Below are 18,531 nucleotides of genomic sequence, written 5' to 3'. Positions count from 1 at the left end.
GGGAGTATGTTCACCATATCTAAAACCGGCTATAGGATGATAACCGCAAGCCCTTCCCTACAAGCCGGACATCAAAGCCGCATGAGCGCACACGACCTGAAGCTTGAAGAAATCGTCAATCCCGAAACACTTCGTCGCAAGCTAAACGAACTGGCTGACTCCACAGATGAGAGCTACACAAGCCCGTCCGTGCGTAAAGTCGTGCTGCAAGCGCTTAAAGATGCTCTGATACGCGGTCGTGCGAATGCGGAAAGCATGCTGATGAAAGATGGCGGCGGCACACTTTGTGTGCGACGCCTGTCTTATCTCATGGACACGCTGATCAGCGCGTTGTTCGAATTTGCCAGCACCAAAGCCTATCCGATGACGAACCCGTCAAAAGCTGAAAACATGGCGATCGTCGCCGTTGGCGGCTATGGGCGCGGCGGGCTGGCTCCGGGTTCCGACATCGATCTCTTGTTCCTGCTGCCGTACAAACAGACCCCATGGGGCGAACAGGTCGCCGAATATATGCTCTACATGCTTTGGGACATGGGGCTGAAAGTCGGCCATTCGACACGCAATATCGACGAATGCATTCGTCTTTCGCGCGAAGACATGACGATCCGTACAGCCCTTCTGGATGCGCGGTTCATCATCGGAAACAAAGATCTTTTCACCGCACTGATTACCCGCTTTGACGAGGAAGTGGTCAAAAATACCGGACCTGAATTCATCCAGGCCAAGCTTGCCGAACGCGATGCCCGCCATCGCAAAGCAGGCGAGACGCGCTATCTCGTCGAGCCCAATGTGAAAGAAGGCAAAGGCGGTCAGCGCGACCTGCATACGCTGTTCTGGATCTCAAAATATTTCTATCGCGTGAAAAGCAAGGAAGAGCTGATCAAGCTCGGCGTGCTATCACGAGCCGAATTGCGCCTTTTCAACAAGGCCGAAGATTTCCTTTGGGCTGTGCGTTGCCACATGCATTTTGCAACGCTTAAAGCAGAAGAACGCCTCTCCTTCGATATCCAGCCGGAAATTGCGCAGCGCCTTGGCTACACCGCGCATCCGGGCCAGAACTATGTCGAACGCTTCATGAAGCATTACTTCCTAGTGGCCAAGGATGTCGGAGATCTGACGCGTATTCTTTGTGCGGCGCTCGAAGAAGAACAAGCCAAGCATGTTCCGGGCTTCAACCGCATCTTCCTCACCTTCTCACGCCGCAAGCGCAAGCTTTCAGCCAGTGGAGATTTTGTCTCCGAAAATCATCGCATCAACATTGCTGATCCCGACGTCTTCAAACGAGACCCGGTCAACATCATCCGCATCTTCCATCTTGCCGACAAGCATGGGCTGGAATTTCATCCCGATGCGATGCAACAGCTCACCCGTTCGCTGAAACTCATTAACGGGGAACTACGCGAGAACGCTGAAGCCAATCGCCTGTTTCTTGAAGTGCTGACATCGCCGCGCAATCCGGAATTGATCCTGCGCCGCATGAATGAATCCGGCGTGCTGGGCAAATTCATCCCGGATTTTGGCAAGATCGTCGCGATGATGCAGTTCAACATGTATCACCATTATACGGTGGACGAACATCTGCTGCGCTGCATTCAGGTCATGTCTGAAATCGAGCACGGTGAGCTCGAAAACGAGCATCCGCTAGCCAACCATCTCGTCACCACCATGAAGCGTGATCGTGTTCTACTTTATGTGGCTATTCTTCTGCATGACATCGCCAAAGGCCGACCAGAAGACCATTCCATCGCCGGTGCCCGCATTGCCCGCAGGCTTTGCCCGCGCTTCGGCCTGTCTGCATCAGAAACCGAAACCGTGGAATGGTTAGTGCGCGAGCATCTGACCATGAGCATGGTTGCGCAGTCTCGCGATCTCAATGATCGCAAAACGATTGTCGACTTTGCCGACACGGTTCAGACGATGGAGCGGTTGAAGCTTTTGCTAATCCTGACGGTCTGCGACATCAAGGGCGTGGGCCCCGGCGTCTGGAACGGCTGGAAGGGCCAGCTTCTGCGCACTCTTTTCTATGAAACTGAACTGGTTCTGACTGGCGGCTTCTCCGAATTGCCGCGTGCCGACCGTGACCGGCAGGCGCGTGCTGCATTGGCGGACAAGCTCTCCGAGTGGCCCGCAGCAGAACGTGATGCCTATCTTGGCCTCCACTACACCAACTATTTCCTGACCGTCAGTCTCGATGATCAGGTACGCCACGCCCATTTCATACGGGAAACGGACTGGAATGGTCGTGCGCTTGCCACGATGGCCAAACCACATACTTTTGAGGCCGTCACAGAAATCACCGTGCTCGCCCCCGATCATCCGCGTCTGCTGTCGATTATTACCGGTGCGTGTGCTGCGGCTGGCGGCAACATTGTCGATGCGCAGATCTTCACCACGGGCGACGGCCGCGCGCTCGACACAATCCTGATCAGCCGTGAATTCGACACTGACGACGATGAGCGCAGACGTGCCGAGCGTGTGGGCAAGGTGATCGAAGACGTGCTTTCCGGCAAATCCCATTTGCCGGATGTTCTTGCCAAGCGCACCAAGCCCAAGAGAGGCGCCAAAGCCTTCAAGGTGGAGCCGCATGTCGAGATCAACAACACGCTCTCCGACAAGTTCACCGTCATCGAAGTGGAAGGGCTAGATCGCCCCGGCCTTCTTTCGGAACTGACCGGCCTTATTTCTGACCTTTCGCTGGATATTGCTTCGGCTCACATCACCACGTTTGGCGAAAAGGTGATCGATAGTTTCTATGTAACCGATCTCGTCGGGCACAAGATTTCAAACGCAACCCGACAGGGCAATATCAAGCGCAAGCTCCTTGCCGTTCTTGGTGGGGAAAACAGCGCAAAGACCAACGGTCGCGCAGCAGCATAGGTTTTTAGATTAAATGAGTTTGGTCAAAAAGTTCGCAACGGTCGCGTCCGGCACGCTGATGAGCCGCATTTTCGGCTTTACGCGCGAAATGTTCATGGCAGCAGCACTCGGCACCGGCCCCGTGGCGGATGCGTTCAATGCTGCCTTCCGCTTCCCGAACACGTTCCGCAGGCTTTTTGCTGAAGGTGCATTCAATGCGGCCTTCGTACCGCTTTTTGCCAAGGAGATAGAAAAGAACGGCATGGAAGGCGCACGCCGCTTTTCTGAAGAAGTTTTTGGCGTTCTTTTCACGGTCCTGCTTTTCATCACTATCGTGATGGAACTCTCCATGCCGTTTATCGTGCGCACAGTCATTGCGCCTGGCTTCACCGATGATCCGGTAAAGTTCGACAATACTGTGCGGCTTGCGATCATCATGTTCCCCTATCTCGCCTGCATGTCGCTTTCGGCAATGATGGGCGGAATGCTCAATTCGCTGCATCGTTATTTTGCGGCAGCCATCGCGCCGGTTTTCCTCAACATCATTCTCATTGGCGTTCTGGCCTTTGCATGGTGGAAGGGCTACGACGCGCTTGCTGTCGGCTATGGGCTCTCATGGGGTGTCATGGCGGCCGGTGTGGTGCAGCTGGCTATCGTATGGCTTGCTGTGCGCAATGCAGGCATCAAAATCGGTTTCCGTCGCCCGCGCCTCACCACAAATGTCAAAAGACTTCTGGTGCTGGCACTGCCTGCTGCGATTACCGGCGGAATTACGCAGATCAATCTGCTGATCAACACCAATATCGCATCAGGCATGGAAGGCGCTGTCTCCTCGCTCGTCTATGCTGATCGCATCTATCAGTTGCCGCTCGGCGTGGTGGGTATTGCGGTTGCGACTGTGCTTTTGCCGGAGCTCTCCCGCGCATTGCGCGGCGGACACATGAAAGAGGCTTCGAACCTGCAAAACCGCTCGGTCGAGTTCACGTTGTTTCTCACCCTTCCGGCAGCCGCAGCCCTACTTGTCATGTCGGAGCCGATAGTGCGGCTTCTGTTTGAACGCGGCCAGTTCAGTGCTGAATCGACAATCGTCGTTTCCAATATTCTCGCGATTTACGGTTTGGGCCTTCCAGCGTTTGTTCTGATCAAAGCCTTCATTCCGGGCTTCTTCGCGCGCGAAGATACCCGTACACCAATGATCTTCGCAGCCATTTCAGTGGTTGTGAACGTGTCGCTGGCCATCACGCTTTTTCAACGCATGGGTCCAAGCGGCATAGCGATTGCCGAAATTACTGCCGGTTGGGTCAATGCAGCGCTCTTGTTCGCAACACTCGTTAAGCGTGGCCATTGGGGGAGCGATATACCGTTGCTGACCCGAATTCCGCGCCTGCTGATTGCAGCGGGCGTGATGGCGACAGGTATCTATTTTGCCATCGGGCATTTTGCGTATGAACTCTCATCTGCTGCACCGTTCGCGGTCAGAGCTGGCACTGTTACGACGATGGTTGTCGCTGCGATGATTGTCTACTTCGCATTGGCCTTTGGTCTTGGCGGTGCCAATACCGGAATGATCCGCCGCGGTATCAAACGTGGCGCTGTGAAGAAAGAGCCTGAGAGCGACAAGTAAAAGCGCGCATCTTTTCCGAAAACCGTTTCACACTTTTCGGGATGCGCTTTTATTGCCCTTGAAAGGCCGCTATGCCTCTGCGAAAAGATTAGAGTGCCGTGCGCCCCATTGCGCGCACGGCACTCTAACAATTTAGATTTGTTGCATAATCTTCCTGAAGTTGATTTCAACGTTAGGTAAGATTATGCAACGACATTCTTAAATCCTTCGCTCTCCACCGGCGGAGGCCAACATCAGGATAAAGTCATGAGCACGTTTAAACCGCTTGTCTTCTCCGGCGTCCAACCGACCGGAAATCTTCACCTCGGCAATTATCTGGGTGCGATCAAGCGGTGGGTAGAGGTTCAGGAGACGCAGGAATGCATCTACTGTGTCGTCGATATGCACGCGCTGACCGTGTCGCCTGATCCGGCTGAACTCATTCAGTCGACCCGCGAAGTCACGGCGGCATTTCTGGCCGCAGGCATTGATCCCAAGCGAAGCATCGTCTTCAATCAGAGCCGCGTCATGCAGCATGCGGAACTCGCTTGGGTATTTAACTGCGTTGCGCGCATTGGCTGGATGAGCCGCATGACGCAGTTCAAGGACAAGGCAGGCAAAGACCGCGAGAACGCCTCGCTCGGCCTCTTCGCCTATCCAAGCCTCATGGCTGCCGACATTCTGCTTTATCGCGCGACCCATGTTCCAGTCGGCGAAGATCAGAAGCAGCACCTCGAACTGACCCGTGACATCGCACAGAAGTTCAACAACGATTATTCTGATCGCATCGCTTCGCTAGGCATTGGTGTCGACATGAAGGTTGGTGACGAACAGGTTTCTGGCTTTTTCCCGCTAACCGAACCGATGATTTCAGGTCCGGCCATGCGTATCATGTCGCTGCGTGACGGCACCAAGAAGATGTCGAAATCCGACCCTTCAGACCTTTCGCGCATCAACCTTATTGATGACGAAGAGACCATCAACAAGAAGATCCGCAAAGCCAAAACCGATTCGGATGGTTTGCCTACGGAAGTCGACGGCCTCGCTGGGCGTCCGGAAGCGGATAATCTCGTCGGCATCTATGCTGCCTTGTCATCGAAATCCAAGCAAGAAATCCTGAGCGAATTCGGAGGCCGTCAGTTCTCCGAATTCAAAGCAGCTCTCGCTGATCTCGCTGTGGCAAAGCTGTCGCCCATCACCCATGAAATGCGTCGTTTGGTGGCCGATCCCGCCTATATCGACAGTGTTTTGAAAGACGGTGGCGAACGCGCCAGCGTGATTGCAGAGGCAAACATGCGCCACGTCCGCGATATTATCGGCTGGTTGCAGGACTGATAAATAATCAGGAGCTGCCCGCTTGCGGGCGGCTCTTTGCAATGCCACATTATCGCCATGGTATCCAAACGACTTAGCCGCGAAGCCGGCCACCGCCGCAAGTTTCTTGCCGTTATTGACGACACGCCCGAATGCGAGCGTGCTGTCGCCTATGCCGCACGCCGCGCCAAGAATACCAATGGCGCGCTCGTTATGCTGTTTGTCATCGATAATTCGGATTTTCAGCAGATTCTCGGCGTTGGCGAAATCATGCGGCAGGAAGCAGAAGAACGCGCACGTTCAACGCTCGAAAAATTCGCAGCCGCCGTGCGCGAAGCACAGGGCATTGAGCCTGAACTCATCATTCGCGAAGGCAACACCAATGATCAGTTGCCAAGTCTGATTGAAGAAGATCAGGACATAGCCATTCTGGTTCTGGCTGCTGGTTCTGGCAAGGAAGGTCCCGGGCCTCTGGTCCAATCTCTTGCTGGGCGAGCACTGTTTCAGATCCCCGTTACCGTGGTCCCCGCAGGACTTTCCAATGATGACATTGATGCGGTGACATAATCACCCTATATTGATCGTAACTGATATGCAGCTGATCGAAGCAAGCCTTGCTTCCTCGCTCATTGGCGCTTACTAGTGGTCTACTTCCGACATTTGCATCCCTTGAATATAGGCGTCGAGCCGATGTCGGAAGAAAAAGACCACTAGAAAATTTATGAATCTAGTGGATTTTTAGAATTTGACGTTTGAAACAGCATCTATGTCGGTCGGGATTCAAACGTCAAACTCAATCCACTAGAACCCATCCAGAGTTGAAAGCGGAGAACGGGCATGTTCATCCAGACTGAAACGACGCCAAACCCGGCGACCCTGAAGTTTCTGCCAGGCAAGGTTGTCATGCCTGAGGGGACCGCGGATTTCCGCGACGCGGCAAGCGCGGGCAACACCTCGCAGCTCGCAGCCAAGCTTTTTGCGGTACCCGGCGTAACCGGCGTCTTCTTCGGCTATGATTTTGTCACGGTCACCAAGGACGACGGCGAATGGCAGCACCTGAAGCCTGCCATCCTTGGTACGATCATGGAACATTTCATGTCGGGCCTGCCAGCCATGGCTGGTAATGCCAACGCAGACGCAGCCGCCGCTCATGAAGATGAAGAGTTCTTCGATGAAGCCGACACCGAAATCGTCGAAACCATCAAGGAATTGATCGAGACTCGCGTTCGCCCGGCTGTTGCACAGGACGGCGGCGATATCACATTCCGCGGCTTTGAAAATGGCACAGTGTTCCTGCACATGAAGGGCGCCTGCTCTGGCTGCCCATCATCGACGGCAACGCTTAAGCATGGAATCCAGAATCTTCTGCGCCATTTCGTGCCGGAAGTGCAGCAGGTCGAACAGATCTGATTGCCGATTTTACTTCAGCAAAAAGGCCGCTTCTTAGCGGCCTTTTTTGATTTCAGCGTAAGGTTTACTGCCTCACGATAACCTTGGCACCTTGCTCAGCGCGCTCATGCAAATCGATGATATCCTGGTTCATCATGCGCACGCAGCCGGAAGACATAGCTTTACCAATCGACCACCATTCAGGCGTTCCATGGATACGATAGCCAGTGTCTCCGCCTTTGTTATAAAGATAGAGTGCGCGTGCACCGAGCGGGTTTTTCAGACCCGGACCCATGCCATTGCGATACTTTGCCAGTTCCGGCTGACGCTTGATCATAGGAGCCGGTGGCGTCCATGTCGGCCATTCGCGCTTCATGGCGACACGTGCTGTTCCTGACCAGCCAAAACCCTCACGGCCCACGCCGATGCCATAGCGCATAGCCTTGCCGTCAGGCATGACGTAATAGAGAAACTTCTCGCGCGTCTCAACAATGATCGTGCCCGGCGCTTCGTCGGTCTGATATTTCACGATCTGTCGGCGATATTGCTGCGGAATCTTTTCATTGGGAATTGCCGGGATCGTGTAACCAGCGTCGCTGACCGCAGAATAAGACGCGGTGTAGAAGGTGCCGCCAACTGTTGAGCAACCGGCCAGTACACCACCAAGAAGAAGGGCTGCACTCAGCCGCAAGACGCGAGAATTCATGAATTTCCCCTAAATTGCTTCTTATCGTCAACAGGAGCGAATCGCCCATTCATGTGAAAACATGCGTCAGTATTGTTAACCAGCCGTTAACCGTAAATTGAAAAACGTAATTTTGCCATTTTATCGCCACCTTTTCCAAGATTAAGCCGCTGGAATGCCGCTTAAAATCAACGTTCTTTGATTGCTCAACGCGAGTTGAGGGCGCAAAATGTACCCATGCCAATCGTGATTCCCAACAAAACGCACCCCCTTTCTGACGGACGCCAGTCCGAAAACGCAATGCTCGTGCGTCGTGGTGTGCAGCGCCTGTTTCTGGAAATGGGGCTGGCAACTTTACCGGAATTGCCGCTGGCATCCGGTAGGCGCGCTGACCTGATTGCTGTCAGCCGCAAAAGTGAAATCTGGATCGTTGAGATAAAATCTTCAATCGAAGACTGGAAGGCAGACCGGAAATGGCCAGACTACCGCGCTTTTTGTGACCGGCTGTTTTTCGCGACGCATCCGTCGGTGCCGCGCGAAATCTTTCCGGAAGATTGCGGCTTCATTCTATCGGATGGATATGGCGCAGAAATTCTGCGAGATGCACCGGAGCATAAGCTTGCGGGTGCCACACGCAAAGCGCTGATGTTGCGCTTTGCAAGAGCAGGTGCTGCACGTCTGACGATTGCAGAGCTTGCAGGTCTCGATGTGCCCGAGACCGATATAGATTAACGCGGTGCGCGCTTGGCCAGAATGCGCTGCAAAGTACGGCGATGCATATTGAGGCGGCGGGCTGTCTCGGAAACATTGCGCTCGCACATCTCATAAACGCGCTGAATATGCTCCCAACGCACGCGATCAGCCGACATCGGATTTTCCGGTGGTGCAACCTTTTCACCGGGACGACGGGTCAGAGCAGCAAAGACCTCATCCGCATCGGCAGGTTTGGAGAGATAGTCAATCGCGCCGAGCTTTACCGCGTTAACCGCTGTCGCGATATTACCATAACCGGTGAGCACGATAGCGCGCGTGTCGGTACGACGAGAGCGGATAGCCTCAATAACATCAAGCCCGTTACCATCTCCCAGCCGCATGTCTACGACCGCATAAGCGGGCGCAGCGGCCTTTGCAGCGGCGATGCCTTCTTCAACCGATTCTGCAGTCGTTACCTGAAAACCCCGGCCTTCCATGGCACGGGCAAGACGCTGCAAGAAAGGCTTGTCATCATCAACCAGAAGGAGGGTGGGATCGTTGCCAATGGCTTCGGTGTCTTCCTGCTTCAAGTCTTCCATGGGGTACTTCCTGCCTGTATTTTTGTTTCCTTATTGATATCCCTGCGTCAAAAAGTCAAATAGCCATTGAATTATTGAAGCAATCTCAGCAAAATTTAAATTGCAACAGAGCGTAAAGCATTGTGATTAAATGCAATTTCTAATCACGAGCACGAAAATTTGATGAAAATGAAACACCGCACGTTAAGCGGCAGCGCTTCACCCCAAGATTAATTCTGCAATATATTCATTAGTTTACAATGAAAGCGGAACGGGGCCATGTCACTTTTACTTCCGCACCCTGCCCCGGATTCTTGCGATTTTTAAAGCTAATCTGCGCTCCAGAGCGTTCCAGCAGAGTTTTTGCGATAAAAAGTCCCAATCCAAGACCGCCGCCGCCGTTATGTGCGCTATCGCGACTGGTCATATAAGGTTCACCGATTCGGTCCAGAATTTCTGGTTTGAACCCCTCACCGTCATCCTGAATGGTGACGCTGACAGTGCTGTCGGTCCAGCCCCATGTAACGCTGACCTCATCACGCGCAAAATCGACTGCATTCTCCACCAGATTGCCAAGCCCATAAAGCAGCCCCGGATTACGACGCACAACAGGCTCTGGCTTCGGTCCTTCCTGCTTGGTCACTTGAAGCAGAATTCCAAAATCCCGATGTGGCTCAATCACTTCCTCGATCAATGATGAGAAAGGCAGACGCGACATGTGTTCCTCGTTTTCCGAGGACAGACTGGTCAGCCGTTGCAGAATTTCGCGACAGCGCGCAGCCTGTGATTGCAAAAGCGCAATATCCTCTGCAAGTGCCGGATCACCATCGGACTTCTTTGCATAACTGCGCTGCATTTCCTTGACCACCAAAGTAATGGTGGCAAGCGGTGTGCCAAGCTCGTGTGCGGCAGCGGCAGCCAGCCCATCGAGCGCCGTCAGATGTTGTTCGCGTTGCAAAATAAGTTCAGTTGCAGCCAAAGCATCACCAAGCTGACGCGTTTCTTCAGCAATACGATAGGCATAGACGCCAGTAAAACCCAGTGCTGCGATGATCGCGCACCAGATACCCGCTACGAAAAGAAATGGCAGATCAAGGGTTTCACCCGGATACCAGGGCAAAGGTTCGTAGCGCACAGTTAACACCGAGGTGCTCAACACAACGAGAAGCGCAAGAACCAGCGTATGGCGTACCGACAGCGATGTGGCCGATATAATGACCGGGGCGATCATCAGGATAACGAAGGGGTTTTGCACTCCACCTGTCAGATAGAGCAGCCCCGCCAGTTGCAGAATATCAAATGCCAGAACAATGCTGGCGGCAGTCGGGCTCAGCCGGTGATTGGTCGGGAAGCGAAATGCGAGATAAAGATTGAGCCATGCGGAACAAGCAATCAGGGCAAAGCAAATGCCAACAGCAAAATTGAATTGCAGATAGAGCGCGACAAACATAACCGCGGCGGTCTGCCCGGCAATCGCCAGCCAGCGCAGACGCACCAAGGTGGTAAGACGCGGTTTTCGCGAAAGATTTGAAGCTCGGTTATCGAATTCTGCGTGCATGATCACCCCGGAGCATTTCCAGCAAACGTATAAAAGTGGTTTTGCGTTTGGAAATACGTAGATAAGGACACAGAGCAGTCGTTCAGATTAAAAAGCAAATACGCTCTGACGAGCCCCTTATGCGGCAACGCGCATATTCACGCAAGCGGAACTGTGTCATCCAGTCGCAGTACAAATTGAGACGCCTGAGAACACCAATACAGTGGGCGTTTGTGATACTTCACTAAAACGTTAACGCCGCCCGCAGCAATTGTGTCAATTTTGTGAAGAAATTATAATGCTCCCGATACATATAGTAATGGGGGGTACATGATTGTTTTCAGGGGGACAATATCGTCTGGACTGGGGAAACATTCGGAACTCATCATTCCGGGGAAACGAGAGCTGAAAAATTCGCCAACTGACTGGCCAGACAGATTCGCATCGGGTTCGCTGAATGTGCGGATCACGGAATATCCATCTCTTCTGCGCAGCAGCCGGAAAAACCTCAAGGCGCTGGATCGCGGCCTCGTCCCACCAACCCTTGTGATCCCGCAGAATGCAATTAAGAATAACAGCCTGCAACGCAAGCTTTTCAAGCCAAGCCGCGGCACAGGTCAAGCGTGGCGTGCGACGCTTCACTCCCATTCCCGTTCCATGCATGTCTGGGTTTTCCGGCGTATCGGATCGCATATGCACGACTGTCTTGAGCTGATCTCGGATAAACGCATACGCGAAAATCTCGACATCCGGGATCAGGACGAAGTTCGCATCGTTCTGCATTCGTAAGAATGTCAAGTGCCGCGCGGCTTAGCCCTGCGCGTGGCTTCTGCGTTCGCGGGATCCTCCGGCCAGACATGACGCGGATAACGACCGCGCATGTCGGAGCGCACATCAGCCCATGACCCTTTCCAGAAGTTAGGCAAATCCCGCGTTATCTGGATCGGACGATGGGCAGGTGAAAGCAGCTCCAGCAAAAGCGGTACTTTGCCATTGGCAATGGCTGGATGAACGCCAAGGCCGAAAAGCTCCTGTACGCGCACGGCGAGAACCGGCTCCTCCGTGTCATAGCGGATCGGGATATTTGAGCCGGTCGGCACTTCAAAATGCGTGGGTGCCAGTTGATCGACGAGGCGTTGCAGATCAAATGGCACAAGGCTCATCAAACCGTTTTTCAATACATGCGCCGGGATGCGGTCAAGTTGCGCTTCGCCGGTAAGGAAAGGCAGAAGCCAGTCGTCAAGACGCTCAACGAGATTGTCATCATCCATCGATGGCCATGGATCGCCAAGGCCGCGATAGAGCCAGCCCAAACGGCGGCGCAGGATTTCTGTCTCTTTGCCCCATGGGAGAATATCAAGTCCATGTTCACGCACGGCCGCAATCACGCCCTCGTCGGCGCTGGTGCCGGAAGGGGCGGCAAGTGGTTTCTCCGACAAGGCAATCGCACCGATGCGCACAGCCTCGCGAGCGCGGAGCGCGTTCTTCTCGGCGTCATAAACGACCTGTCGTCCGCTTTCGATCTTGTTGCCAAGGGCGGCGCGAATTTCGGCTTCTGATGTTTCAGCGGCGGAAAGGACACGCGCCCTACCCGCTCTGCCAGACATATCGGCCACGACAAGCCATAATGCGCGGCTGAGGCTGATGCCGGGATCGACCTCGCCGCCGCGCCCATTGGCCAGCAGAAATTGCCCGGTCTGGCCGCGTGCCTTGGCAATGCGGTCTGGATAGGCGTCGATCAACATACGGCCAGTAGTGGACCCGGCAGGCTCGCCTTTGTTTGGCACATTGGCTGCAAGGCGTTTTGCCAAGCCTTTGGCGCGCTGCGCACGGTCGGAACGATCATTGCGAAAACGCGACATGCGGGTATCGAGGTCGGTTTCGTTGCCGCCGAGGCCGCGCTCTGTCAAAAGCATGGCCAGCTCTGCGGCCCGTAAGGCTTCGCCGCGTTTGCCCGCTTCCGCCACCATATGCGCAAGGCGTGCTGGAAGCGCCAGCGCGCGCATAGCCTCGCCATCCGCAGTCAAACGCCCCGCTTTATCCAGTGCACCAAGCCGACTAAGCAATGTTTTGGCTTCTTTGAGAGCGGATAGCGGCGGCTTGTCGAGCAGCGACAAAGTTGTCGGATCAGTCACACCCCATGCGGCCGCATCGAGCACAAGGCCGGAGAGATCCGCTTCCAGAATTTCTGGCGGTGAGAATGCGGGGAGCGATGCCGTCTGTCCCTGATGCCAGAGGCGGATAGCGATACCCGGTTCGGTGCGACCGGCACGACCAGCGCGCTGATCGGCACTTGCACGGGAAGTACGCACGGTTTCAAGGCGAGTCAGGCCGGTGGCCGGTTCATATTTTGGCAGACGGGCAAGGCCTGAATCGATCACCACTCGCACGCCATCAATGGTGATGGAGGTTTCGGCAATGGAGGTTGCCAGCACCACCTTGCGATGACCTGCTGGAGCTGGCTTGATTGCCGCATCCTGATCGCGCCCCTCCATCGCACCGTAAAGCGGTGCCAGAATGATATTAGCAGGCAGAAGCTTTTCGAGAATAGTGGCTGTACGTTCGATCTCACCCTGCCCCGGCAGAAAAGCAAGAATGCTGCCGGTTTCATCGGCCAGTGCATCGCGAATGGCTCTAACCATCGCGTCTTCAATGCGCTCGTCCGGTTTGCGATCGCGGTGGCGAATATCGACGGGATATGCGCGCCCCTCGCTCTCAACGACCGGCGCTTCGCCCAAAAGCTGCGCCACACGCGCACCGTCCAATGTGGCCGACATGACGAGAATTTTGAGATCGTCACGTAAGGCTGCCTGTACGTCAAGCGCCAATGCCAGACCGAAATCGGCATCGAGGCTGCGTTCATGAAACTCATCAAACAGGACTGCGGCTATGCCCTTGAGGTCTGGATCATCAAGGATCATGCGTGCGAAAACGCCTTCAGTGACAACGAGGATTTTGGTCTTCGCCGAGACTTTGCTTTCAAGGCGCATACGATAGCCGACTGTTTCGCCCGGCTCTTCGCCGAGCAACTGCGCCATGCGTCGTGCCGCAGCGCGCGCCGCAAGACGGCGCGGTTCGAGCAGCACAATCATCCCATCACCGCGCCAACCTGCATTCAAAAAATGCAGCGGCACCAGCGTTGTTTTACCAGCACCGGGAGGGGCAACCAGAACTGCGGAGGCGTGGGTAGCCAACGCGGCATCGAGCTGCGGCAGAATGCGCGTAACGGGAAGATCGGGCAGACTCGTCAAATGAAATTCCGTATTATAAAGGCGTTGCTTTGGTGCTTATCCCACAAGGAACGACGATGATCCATATACGAAAATCCACGCCCGCCGATGCCCCGGCCCTCACCGCGATCTGGCGGGAAAGCGTGCTGGCGACGCATGACTTTCTGAGCCGCGAAGATTTCATTGAACTCGAAAAGTTGGTCGGAGAGCAATATCTGCCGAATGTAGAAGTCGATGTCGTTGAAAACGACGGTACGCCGGTCGGCTTCATGGGGATGACCGAAGGCAACATCGACAGTCTGTTTATTTCACCGGTTGAGCGCGGCAAAGGCATTGGCAAGCACATGATCGCCCACGCGAAAGGTATTATCGGGGTGCTGACTGTTGATGTGAACGAGCAGAACACGCAAGGCGTGGGCTTTTATCGCCATGTCGGTTTTGTTGAGACAGGTCGTTCGGAAACTGACGATCAGGGACGCCCTTATCCGCTCTTGCACTTGCAGCTTGAGGCGTAAAATTCGCGATAGGCAAATTGCAGGGAAAATCATTCTCGCAAGAGGCATTTCTGGAGCAATTGACATACTCCCCTATAGTATATAGGTTTCGCAATAATCGGGAGATTTCATGCCGCATTCACCGGAAGACAAAAAGCGTGCGATGACGCGCCTGCGCCGTATCAAGGGGCAGGCCGAAGCATTGGAGCGCGCGGTGGAAGCAGGCACAGAATGCTCGGCCCTGTTGCAGCAAATTGCAGCGTTGCGCGGGGCTGCCAACGGCTTGATGGCGGAAGTGCTGGAAAGCCATTTTCGCGAGACATTTGGCCAAGTGCGCGGGGAGTCTCGTGAGACCATAGCGCAAGATTCCGTGGCTGATCCTGATACACAAATCGACGAAATCATGCGGATTTTGCGCACCTACCTGAAATAGGTGCCTTATGAACTGGAAGGGACTAGAGCCATGAAATCACGTGCCGCCGTTGCCTGGGAGGCAAAGAAGCCGCTCACCATCGAAACCATCGAAATCGGCGGTCCACGCGCTGGCGAAGTGCTGGTCGAAATCATGGCGACCGGCGTTTGCCACACCGATGCCTATACGCTTTCCGGCCTTGATTCCGAAGGCAAATTTCCGGCCATTCTCGGCCATGAAGGTGCGGGCATTGTGCGCGAAGTGGGCGCAGGTGTTACCTCCGTCAAACCCGGCGATCACGTGATCCCGCTCTACACGCCGGAATGCCGCTCGTGCAAAACCTGTTTGTCGCAGCGCTCCAATCTCTGCACCTCTATCCGCGCCACACAGGGTCAGGGTCTGATGCCGGATCACACCACACGCTTTTCTTGCGATGGCGGCGAAGTGTTCCATTATATGGGCTGTTCGACCTTCTCGAACTTCACAGTTCTGCCGGAAATCGCTCTTGCCAAGGTTCGTGAAGATGCGCCTTTCGACAAGATCTGCTATATCGGCTGCGGCGTCACCACCGGCATTGGCGCGGTTATTTATACGGCTAAGGTTCGTCCGGGTTCCAATGTGGTTGTGTTTGGCCTTGGCGGCATTGGTCTCAATGTCATTCAGGGCGCGCGTATGGTTGGTGCCGACAAGATCATCGGCGTCGACATCAATCCATCCAAGGTTGAAATGGCGAAGAAGTTCGGCATGACCGACTTCGTCAACCCGCGTGAAATCGGCAATGACAAGGTTGTGCAGGCGATTCAGGACCTGACCGATGGCGGCGCGGATTATTCGTTTGACGCAACCGGCAATACCGATGTCATGCGTCAGGCGCTGGAATGCACCCATCGCGGCTGGGGTGAATCGATCATCATCGGTGTGGCGGAAGCCGGCAAGGAAATCGCAACGCGTCCGTTCCAGCTCGTCACCGGACGCGTCTGGAAGGGTACGGCCTTTGGCGGCGCGCGCGGTCGTACCGATGTGCCGAAGATCGTCGATTGGTACATGGAAGGCAAGATCGACATTGACAGCCTGATCACCCACACCATGCCGCTTGATGAGATCAACACAGCTTTCGATCTGATGCATGAAGGCAAGTCGATCCGCTCAGTGATCGTCTACTGATGAGCGAAAAGATTTTCGTTTCCCAGTGGGGTGAACTCGACAACCTGACGCCGCGCGCGCTTTATGCGATGCTGAAGCTGCGCGTGGATGTTTTCGTGGTGGAGCAGAAATGCCCCTACCCCGAAATCGACGGCAAGGACTATGACGCGTTTCACTTACGCATTCTTGATAACGAGGAACTTGCAGCGTCTTTGCGCGTTCTTCCGCCAGAGAGCACAGGAAAGCCAGTGAAGATCGGGCGTGTTGTCGTGGCAGCAGATTATCGCGGCTACAAACTCGGCCAGCGTCTGATGAAAGAGGCGGTGGAGTTTGCGCATGAACGGTTCCCCGGCATCGCTATCGAGCTTGGTGGGCAAAGCCATCTGCAGAAATTCTATGGTTCGTTCGGCTTTGTCGCGATTTCGGAAGAATATCTCGAAGACGGCATCCCGCATGTCGATATGCGGTTAGACCCAAAGGAAGTAACCGCCTGATGTTTTTGCTGCGCCGCCATATGTCGTTTTACCTTGGCGCCGCTGGCGGCGTGGCAGCATTCATCATCGCTTACGCGCTTAAAAGCCCGCTTGCCCCAGTCGTTGGCGCAAACTGCTTCTTCCTGATCTATCTGGGGCTCGCGCTATATGCACTGCCCCAACTCACCGCGGCCTATCTGAAAAAACACGCAGCGAGCGCTGACGAACCAGTGTGGATCATCTTCTCGGTGACATTTGCTGCCGTAATTGTTGCGGTTGCCTCGCTGTTTATTCTGATTAACCAGAAACCGGAACCCGATGGCTTTGCACTCGCAATGACACTTGCCGCCGTGCCACTTGGCTGGGCAACGATCCATATGATGGCGGCGCTGCACTATGCCCATGTTTTCTGGCAGCCCGACAAGTCCAGCAAAGCCGGCCATAAAGGCGGGTTCCTTTTTCCAGAAACTGATGCGCCATGCGGCTGGGATTTTGCGTATTACTCCTACGTCATCGGTATGACCGCACAAACCTCCGACACCAATTTGAGCACGACCTATATGCGCCGCACCACATTGTTGCACAGTGTCGTCTCGTTCTTCTTCAATACGGTTCTTGTCGCAGCGGCAGTCAATGTCGCGGTGGCATTAGGAAATTAGGATTATTCATGGAAACGATCTCCACCGCAAAGAGCTTTGGTGGCACGCAGGGCGTGTATCGCCATAAGAGCGAGACCAATCAATGCGACATGACCTTTGCCGTCTTCCTGCCGCCACAGGCAAAGGATGGTGCGGTTCCGGTGCTGTGGTATCTTTCTGGCCTTACCTCTACGCATCAAAACGTGATGGATAAGGGCGAATATCGCCAAATGGCCTCAGAACTTGGAATTGCCGTTATTTGCCCTGATACAAGTCCGCGCGGTGACAATGTCCCCGACGAGCCGGATAACTGGCAATTTGGCAAAGGCGCTGGCTTCTACGTCGATGCCACGCAAGAGCCGTTTGCCAAGAACTATCAGATGTATAGCTACATCACCAAGGAACTGACCGAACTGGTGGCAAGTGAGTTTCCGCTCGATATGTCGCGACAGGCAATCACCGGCCATTCGATGGGCGGACATGGCGCGCTAACAATTGCTTTAAAAAACCCCGACCGTTTCAAGTCGGCATCGGCTTTCGCGCCGATTGTCCAGCCGTCAACGGCGGGATGGTCGAAGCCTGCACTGGAAAAATACCTAGGCGCAGAAGAGCGCGCATGGCGTGCCTATGACGCAACGCTGCTGATTGAAGATGGCTATCGCTTTCCGGAATTTCTTGTCGATCAAGGCACAGCAGACGGCTTCCTCAACGACGGCCTGCGTCCGTGGTTGCTGGAAGAAGCCTGCAAGAAAGCTGGCATCCCGCTCAAGCTCAACATGCACGAAGGCTATGACCATTCCTATTTCTTCATCTCGACCTTCATGGATGACCATCTCAAGTGGCATGCAGAACATCTTGGCAGATAAGAATTGGCAATGTGCGTTTGTGAACTGGCGCTTAAAGCATTTCCAGCAAAAGTGGGAATCGGTTTTGCGTTCGGAAATGCTTAAAAACAAATAGTTACAGCGGTTCCGACGGTTCAGTATTAACTGGAACCGCTGTGAGTTAGTTTACAAACGCCTCGTCAGGACAGGAGTGCCATCGTGGAGAAAAAAGTCGTCACAGTCGGCGCCTTCGTCGTGAATGACGAAGGAAAAGTACTGATGGGGTTACGCTCCCCTTGGAAAAAGGCATGGCCCGAACATTGGGACACGCCCGGTGGTCATGTCGAACCCGGCGAAACTCTGGAAGAGGCGCTCATTCGCGAAATGGGTGAGGAAATCGGTATTCGCCCAACGCAGTTCCGCTGGATCGGTGCAGTCGATGAGAAAAGACCTGATTTATACGGCGATTCCATCTGCCAGATTTATCAAGTCACGGCATGGGACGGTGGCGAACCCCGTAATGTCTGCGATGAACATTCGCAAATAAAATGGTTCAGCCCCGAAGAACTCGCGAACCTTCTCAATCTTGCGGATGCTGAGTATCAGCACCTTGCCCGGGTTGCGACCAACACCGCCTCGGCTTACAGCGGTTCCAGTTAACA

At 54.4% G+C, this 18,531-nt stretch carries 18 protein-coding genes; 14 read left to right on the top strand and 4 right to left on the bottom strand.

What is annotated here, in order from left to right; translation table 11 throughout:
* The first annotated feature begins 81 nt into the window (after nt 1-81).
* From CES85_RS10225 to CES85_RS10205, 5 genes are all read left to right on the top strand, one after another.
* Nucleotides 82-2,877, top strand: coding sequence for a [protein-PII] uridylyltransferase (locus CES85_RS10225; RefSeq protein ID WP_095445903.1), 2,796 nt, complete (start codon nt 82-84; stop codon nt 2,875-2,877).
* Between the two features lie 13 nt (nt 2,878-2,890).
* The gene (gene murJ, locus CES85_RS10220; protein ID WP_095445902.1) at nt 2,891-4,480 is read left to right on the top strand and encodes a murein biosynthesis integral membrane protein MurJ; all 1,590 of its coding nucleotides are present in this window, start codon (nt 2,891-2,893) and stop codon (nt 4,478-4,480) included.
* A 246-nt stretch (nt 4,481-4,726) separates the two neighbouring features.
* A complete protein-coding gene (trpS, locus tag CES85_RS10215; RefSeq protein ID WP_095445901.1) occupies nt 4,727-5,794 on the top strand; it encodes a tryptophan--tRNA ligase in 1,068 nt (355 codons plus the stop codon).
* Between the two features lie 6 nt (nt 5,795-5,800).
* The gene (locus CES85_RS10210; protein WP_208636306.1) at nt 5,801-6,340 is read left to right on the top strand and encodes a universal stress protein; all 540 of its coding nucleotides are present in this window, start codon (nt 5,801-5,803) and stop codon (nt 6,338-6,340) included.
* Nucleotides 6,341-6,610: 270 nt separating this feature from the next.
* On the top strand, nt 6,611-7,183 hold the full coding sequence (locus CES85_RS10205) for a NifU family protein (RefSeq protein ID WP_095445899.1): 573 nt from the start codon (nt 6,611-6,613) through the stop codon (nt 7,181-7,183).
* A 64-nt stretch (nt 7,184-7,247) separates the two neighbouring features.
* Here CES85_RS10205 and CES85_RS10200 read toward each other — a convergent pair whose 3' ends face one another.
* Nucleotides 7,248-7,868, bottom strand: a complete 621-nt coding sequence (locus CES85_RS10200; protein WP_095445898.1) for a L,D-transpeptidase — start codon at nt 7,866-7,868, stop codon at nt 7,248-7,250.
* Nucleotides 7,869-8,084: 216 nt separating this feature from the next.
* On the opposite strand from CES85_RS10200, the gene CES85_RS10195 reads away from it, so the two are divergent.
* Complete coding sequence (locus tag CES85_RS10195) at nt 8,085-8,579, top strand: MmcB family DNA repair protein (RefSeq protein ID WP_095445897.1); 495 nt, start codon at nt 8,085-8,087, stop codon at nt 8,577-8,579.
* Here CES85_RS10195 and regA read toward each other — a convergent pair.
* Complete coding sequence (gene regA, locus CES85_RS10190; RefSeq protein ID WP_024898183.1) at nt 8,576-9,139, bottom strand: global response regulator transcription factor RegA; 564 nt, start codon at nt 9,137-9,139, stop codon at nt 8,576-8,578. The two genes, CES85_RS10195 and regA, sit on opposite strands and share 4 nt — an antisense overlap.
* A 229-nt stretch (nt 9,140-9,368) precedes the next feature.
* A complete protein-coding gene (locus CES85_RS10185) occupies nt 9,369-10,676 on the bottom strand; it encodes an ActS/PrrB/RegB family redox-sensitive histidine kinase (protein WP_095447827.1) in 1,308 nt (435 codons plus the stop codon).
* 309 nt (nt 10,677-10,985) lie between these two features.
* On the opposite strand from CES85_RS10185, the gene CES85_RS10180 reads away from it, so the two are divergent.
* Nucleotides 10,986-11,444: a hypothetical protein gene (locus CES85_RS10180; protein WP_095445896.1), complete on the top strand. Its 459-nt coding sequence runs from the start codon at nt 10,986-10,988 to the stop codon at nt 11,442-11,444.
* A gap of 5 nt (nt 11,445-11,449) precedes the next feature.
* On the opposite strand, the gene hrpB is transcribed toward CES85_RS10180, so the two are convergent.
* Nucleotides 11,450-13,906 (bottom strand): ATP-dependent helicase HrpB, encoded by a 2,457-nt coding sequence (gene hrpB, locus CES85_RS10175; RefSeq protein WP_095445895.1) that lies wholly within the window; start codon nt 13,904-13,906, stop codon nt 11,450-11,452.
* Nucleotides 13,907-13,962: 56 nt separating this feature from the next.
* On the opposite strand from hrpB, the gene CES85_RS10170 reads away from it, so the two are divergent.
* The 7 genes from CES85_RS10170 (at nt 13,963) to CES85_RS10140 (ending at nt 18,529) form a co-directional block, all read left to right on the top strand.
* Nucleotides 13,963-14,400: an acetyltransferase gene (locus tag CES85_RS10170; RefSeq protein ID WP_095445894.1), complete on the top strand. Its 438-nt coding sequence runs from the start codon at nt 13,963-13,965 to the stop codon at nt 14,398-14,400.
* 109 nt (nt 14,401-14,509) lie between these two features.
* A complete protein-coding gene (locus tag CES85_RS10165) occupies nt 14,510-14,812 on the top strand; it encodes a metal/formaldehyde-sensitive transcriptional repressor (RefSeq protein ID WP_095445893.1) in 303 nt (100 codons plus the stop codon).
* Nucleotides 14,813-14,842: 30 nt separating this feature from the next.
* Nucleotides 14,843-15,955: an S-(hydroxymethyl)glutathione dehydrogenase/class III alcohol dehydrogenase gene (locus tag CES85_RS10160; protein WP_095445892.1), complete on the top strand. Its 1,113-nt coding sequence runs from the start codon at nt 14,843-14,845 to the stop codon at nt 15,953-15,955.
* On the top strand, nt 15,955-16,428 hold the full coding sequence (locus CES85_RS10155) for a GNAT family N-acetyltransferase (RefSeq protein WP_095445891.1): 474 nt from the start codon (nt 15,955-15,957) through the stop codon (nt 16,426-16,428). Before CES85_RS10160 ends, CES85_RS10155 begins: the two co-directional genes overlap by 1 nt.
* Nucleotides 16,428-17,066, top strand: a complete 639-nt coding sequence (locus tag CES85_RS10150; RefSeq protein WP_095445890.1) for a DUF1345 domain-containing protein — start codon at nt 16,428-16,430, stop codon at nt 17,064-17,066. Before CES85_RS10155 ends, CES85_RS10150 begins: the two co-directional genes overlap by 1 nt.
* An 8-nt stretch (nt 17,067-17,074) precedes the next feature.
* Complete coding sequence (fghA, locus tag CES85_RS10145) at nt 17,075-17,911, top strand: S-formylglutathione hydrolase (protein ID WP_095445889.1); 837 nt, start codon at nt 17,075-17,077, stop codon at nt 17,909-17,911.
* Nucleotides 17,912-18,088: 177 nt separating this feature from the next.
* Nucleotides 18,089-18,529 (top strand): NUDIX hydrolase, encoded by a 441-nt coding sequence (locus tag CES85_RS10140; protein ID WP_157743451.1) that lies wholly within the window; start codon nt 18,089-18,091, stop codon nt 18,527-18,529.
* Nucleotides 18,530-18,531 lie beyond the last annotated feature (2 nt).

The sequence above is a fragment of the Ochrobactrum quorumnocens genome (assembly GCF_002278035.1).
In the GTDB taxonomy this organism is placed as follows: Bacteria; Pseudomonadota; Alphaproteobacteria; order Rhizobiales; family Rhizobiaceae; genus Brucella; species Brucella quorumnocens.
This window is presented reverse-complemented; position numbering and strand designations above follow the sequence as displayed.

What these genes read in the sequence shown, in the direction of transcription:
- trpS (WP_095445901.1), top strand. Translation starts at nt 4,727, where the DNA reads ATGAGCACGTTTAAACCGCTTGTCTTCTCCGGCGTCCAACCGACCGGA.
- CES85_RS10185 (WP_095447827.1), bottom strand. Translation starts at nt 10,676, where the DNA reads ATGCACGCAGAATTCGATAACCGAGCTTCAAATCTTTCGCGAAAACCG.
- CES85_RS10160 (WP_095445892.1), top strand. Translation starts at nt 14,843, where the DNA reads ATGAAATCACGTGCCGCCGTTGCCTGGGAGGCAAAGAAGCCGCTCACC.
- regA (WP_024898183.1), bottom strand. Translation starts at nt 9,139, where the DNA reads ATGGAAGACTTGAAGCAGGAAGACACCGAAGCCATTGGCAACGATCCC.
- CES85_RS10200 (WP_095445898.1), bottom strand. Translation starts at nt 7,868, where the DNA reads ATGAATTCTCGCGTCTTGCGGCTGAGTGCAGCCCTTCTTCTTGGTGGT.
- fghA (WP_095445889.1), top strand. Translation starts at nt 17,075, where the DNA reads ATGGAAACGATCTCCACCGCAAAGAGCTTTGGTGGCACGCAGGGCGTG.
- murJ (WP_095445902.1), top strand. Translation starts at nt 2,891, where the DNA reads ATGAGTTTGGTCAAAAAGTTCGCAACGGTCGCGTCCGGCACGCTGATG.
- CES85_RS10225 (WP_095445903.1), top strand. Translation starts at nt 82, where the DNA reads ATGAGCGCACACGACCTGAAGCTTGAAGAAATCGTCAATCCCGAAACA.
- CES85_RS10205 (WP_095445899.1), top strand. Translation starts at nt 6,611, where the DNA reads ATGTTCATCCAGACTGAAACGACGCCAAACCCGGCGACCCTGAAGTTT.
- CES85_RS10180 (WP_095445896.1), top strand. Translation starts at nt 10,986, where the DNA reads ATGATTGTTTTCAGGGGGACAATATCGTCTGGACTGGGGAAACATTCG.
- CES85_RS10150 (WP_095445890.1), top strand. Translation starts at nt 16,428, where the DNA reads ATGTTTTTGCTGCGCCGCCATATGTCGTTTTACCTTGGCGCCGCTGGC.
- CES85_RS10165 (WP_095445893.1), top strand. Translation starts at nt 14,510, where the DNA reads ATGCCGCATTCACCGGAAGACAAAAAGCGTGCGATGACGCGCCTGCGC.
- CES85_RS10170 (WP_095445894.1), top strand. Translation starts at nt 13,963, where the DNA reads ATGATCCATATACGAAAATCCACGCCCGCCGATGCCCCGGCCCTCACC.
- CES85_RS10195 (WP_095445897.1), top strand. Translation starts at nt 8,085, where the DNA reads ATGCCAATCGTGATTCCCAACAAAACGCACCCCCTTTCTGACGGACGC.
- CES85_RS10155 (WP_095445891.1), top strand. Translation starts at nt 15,955, where the DNA reads ATGAGCGAAAAGATTTTCGTTTCCCAGTGGGGTGAACTCGACAACCTG.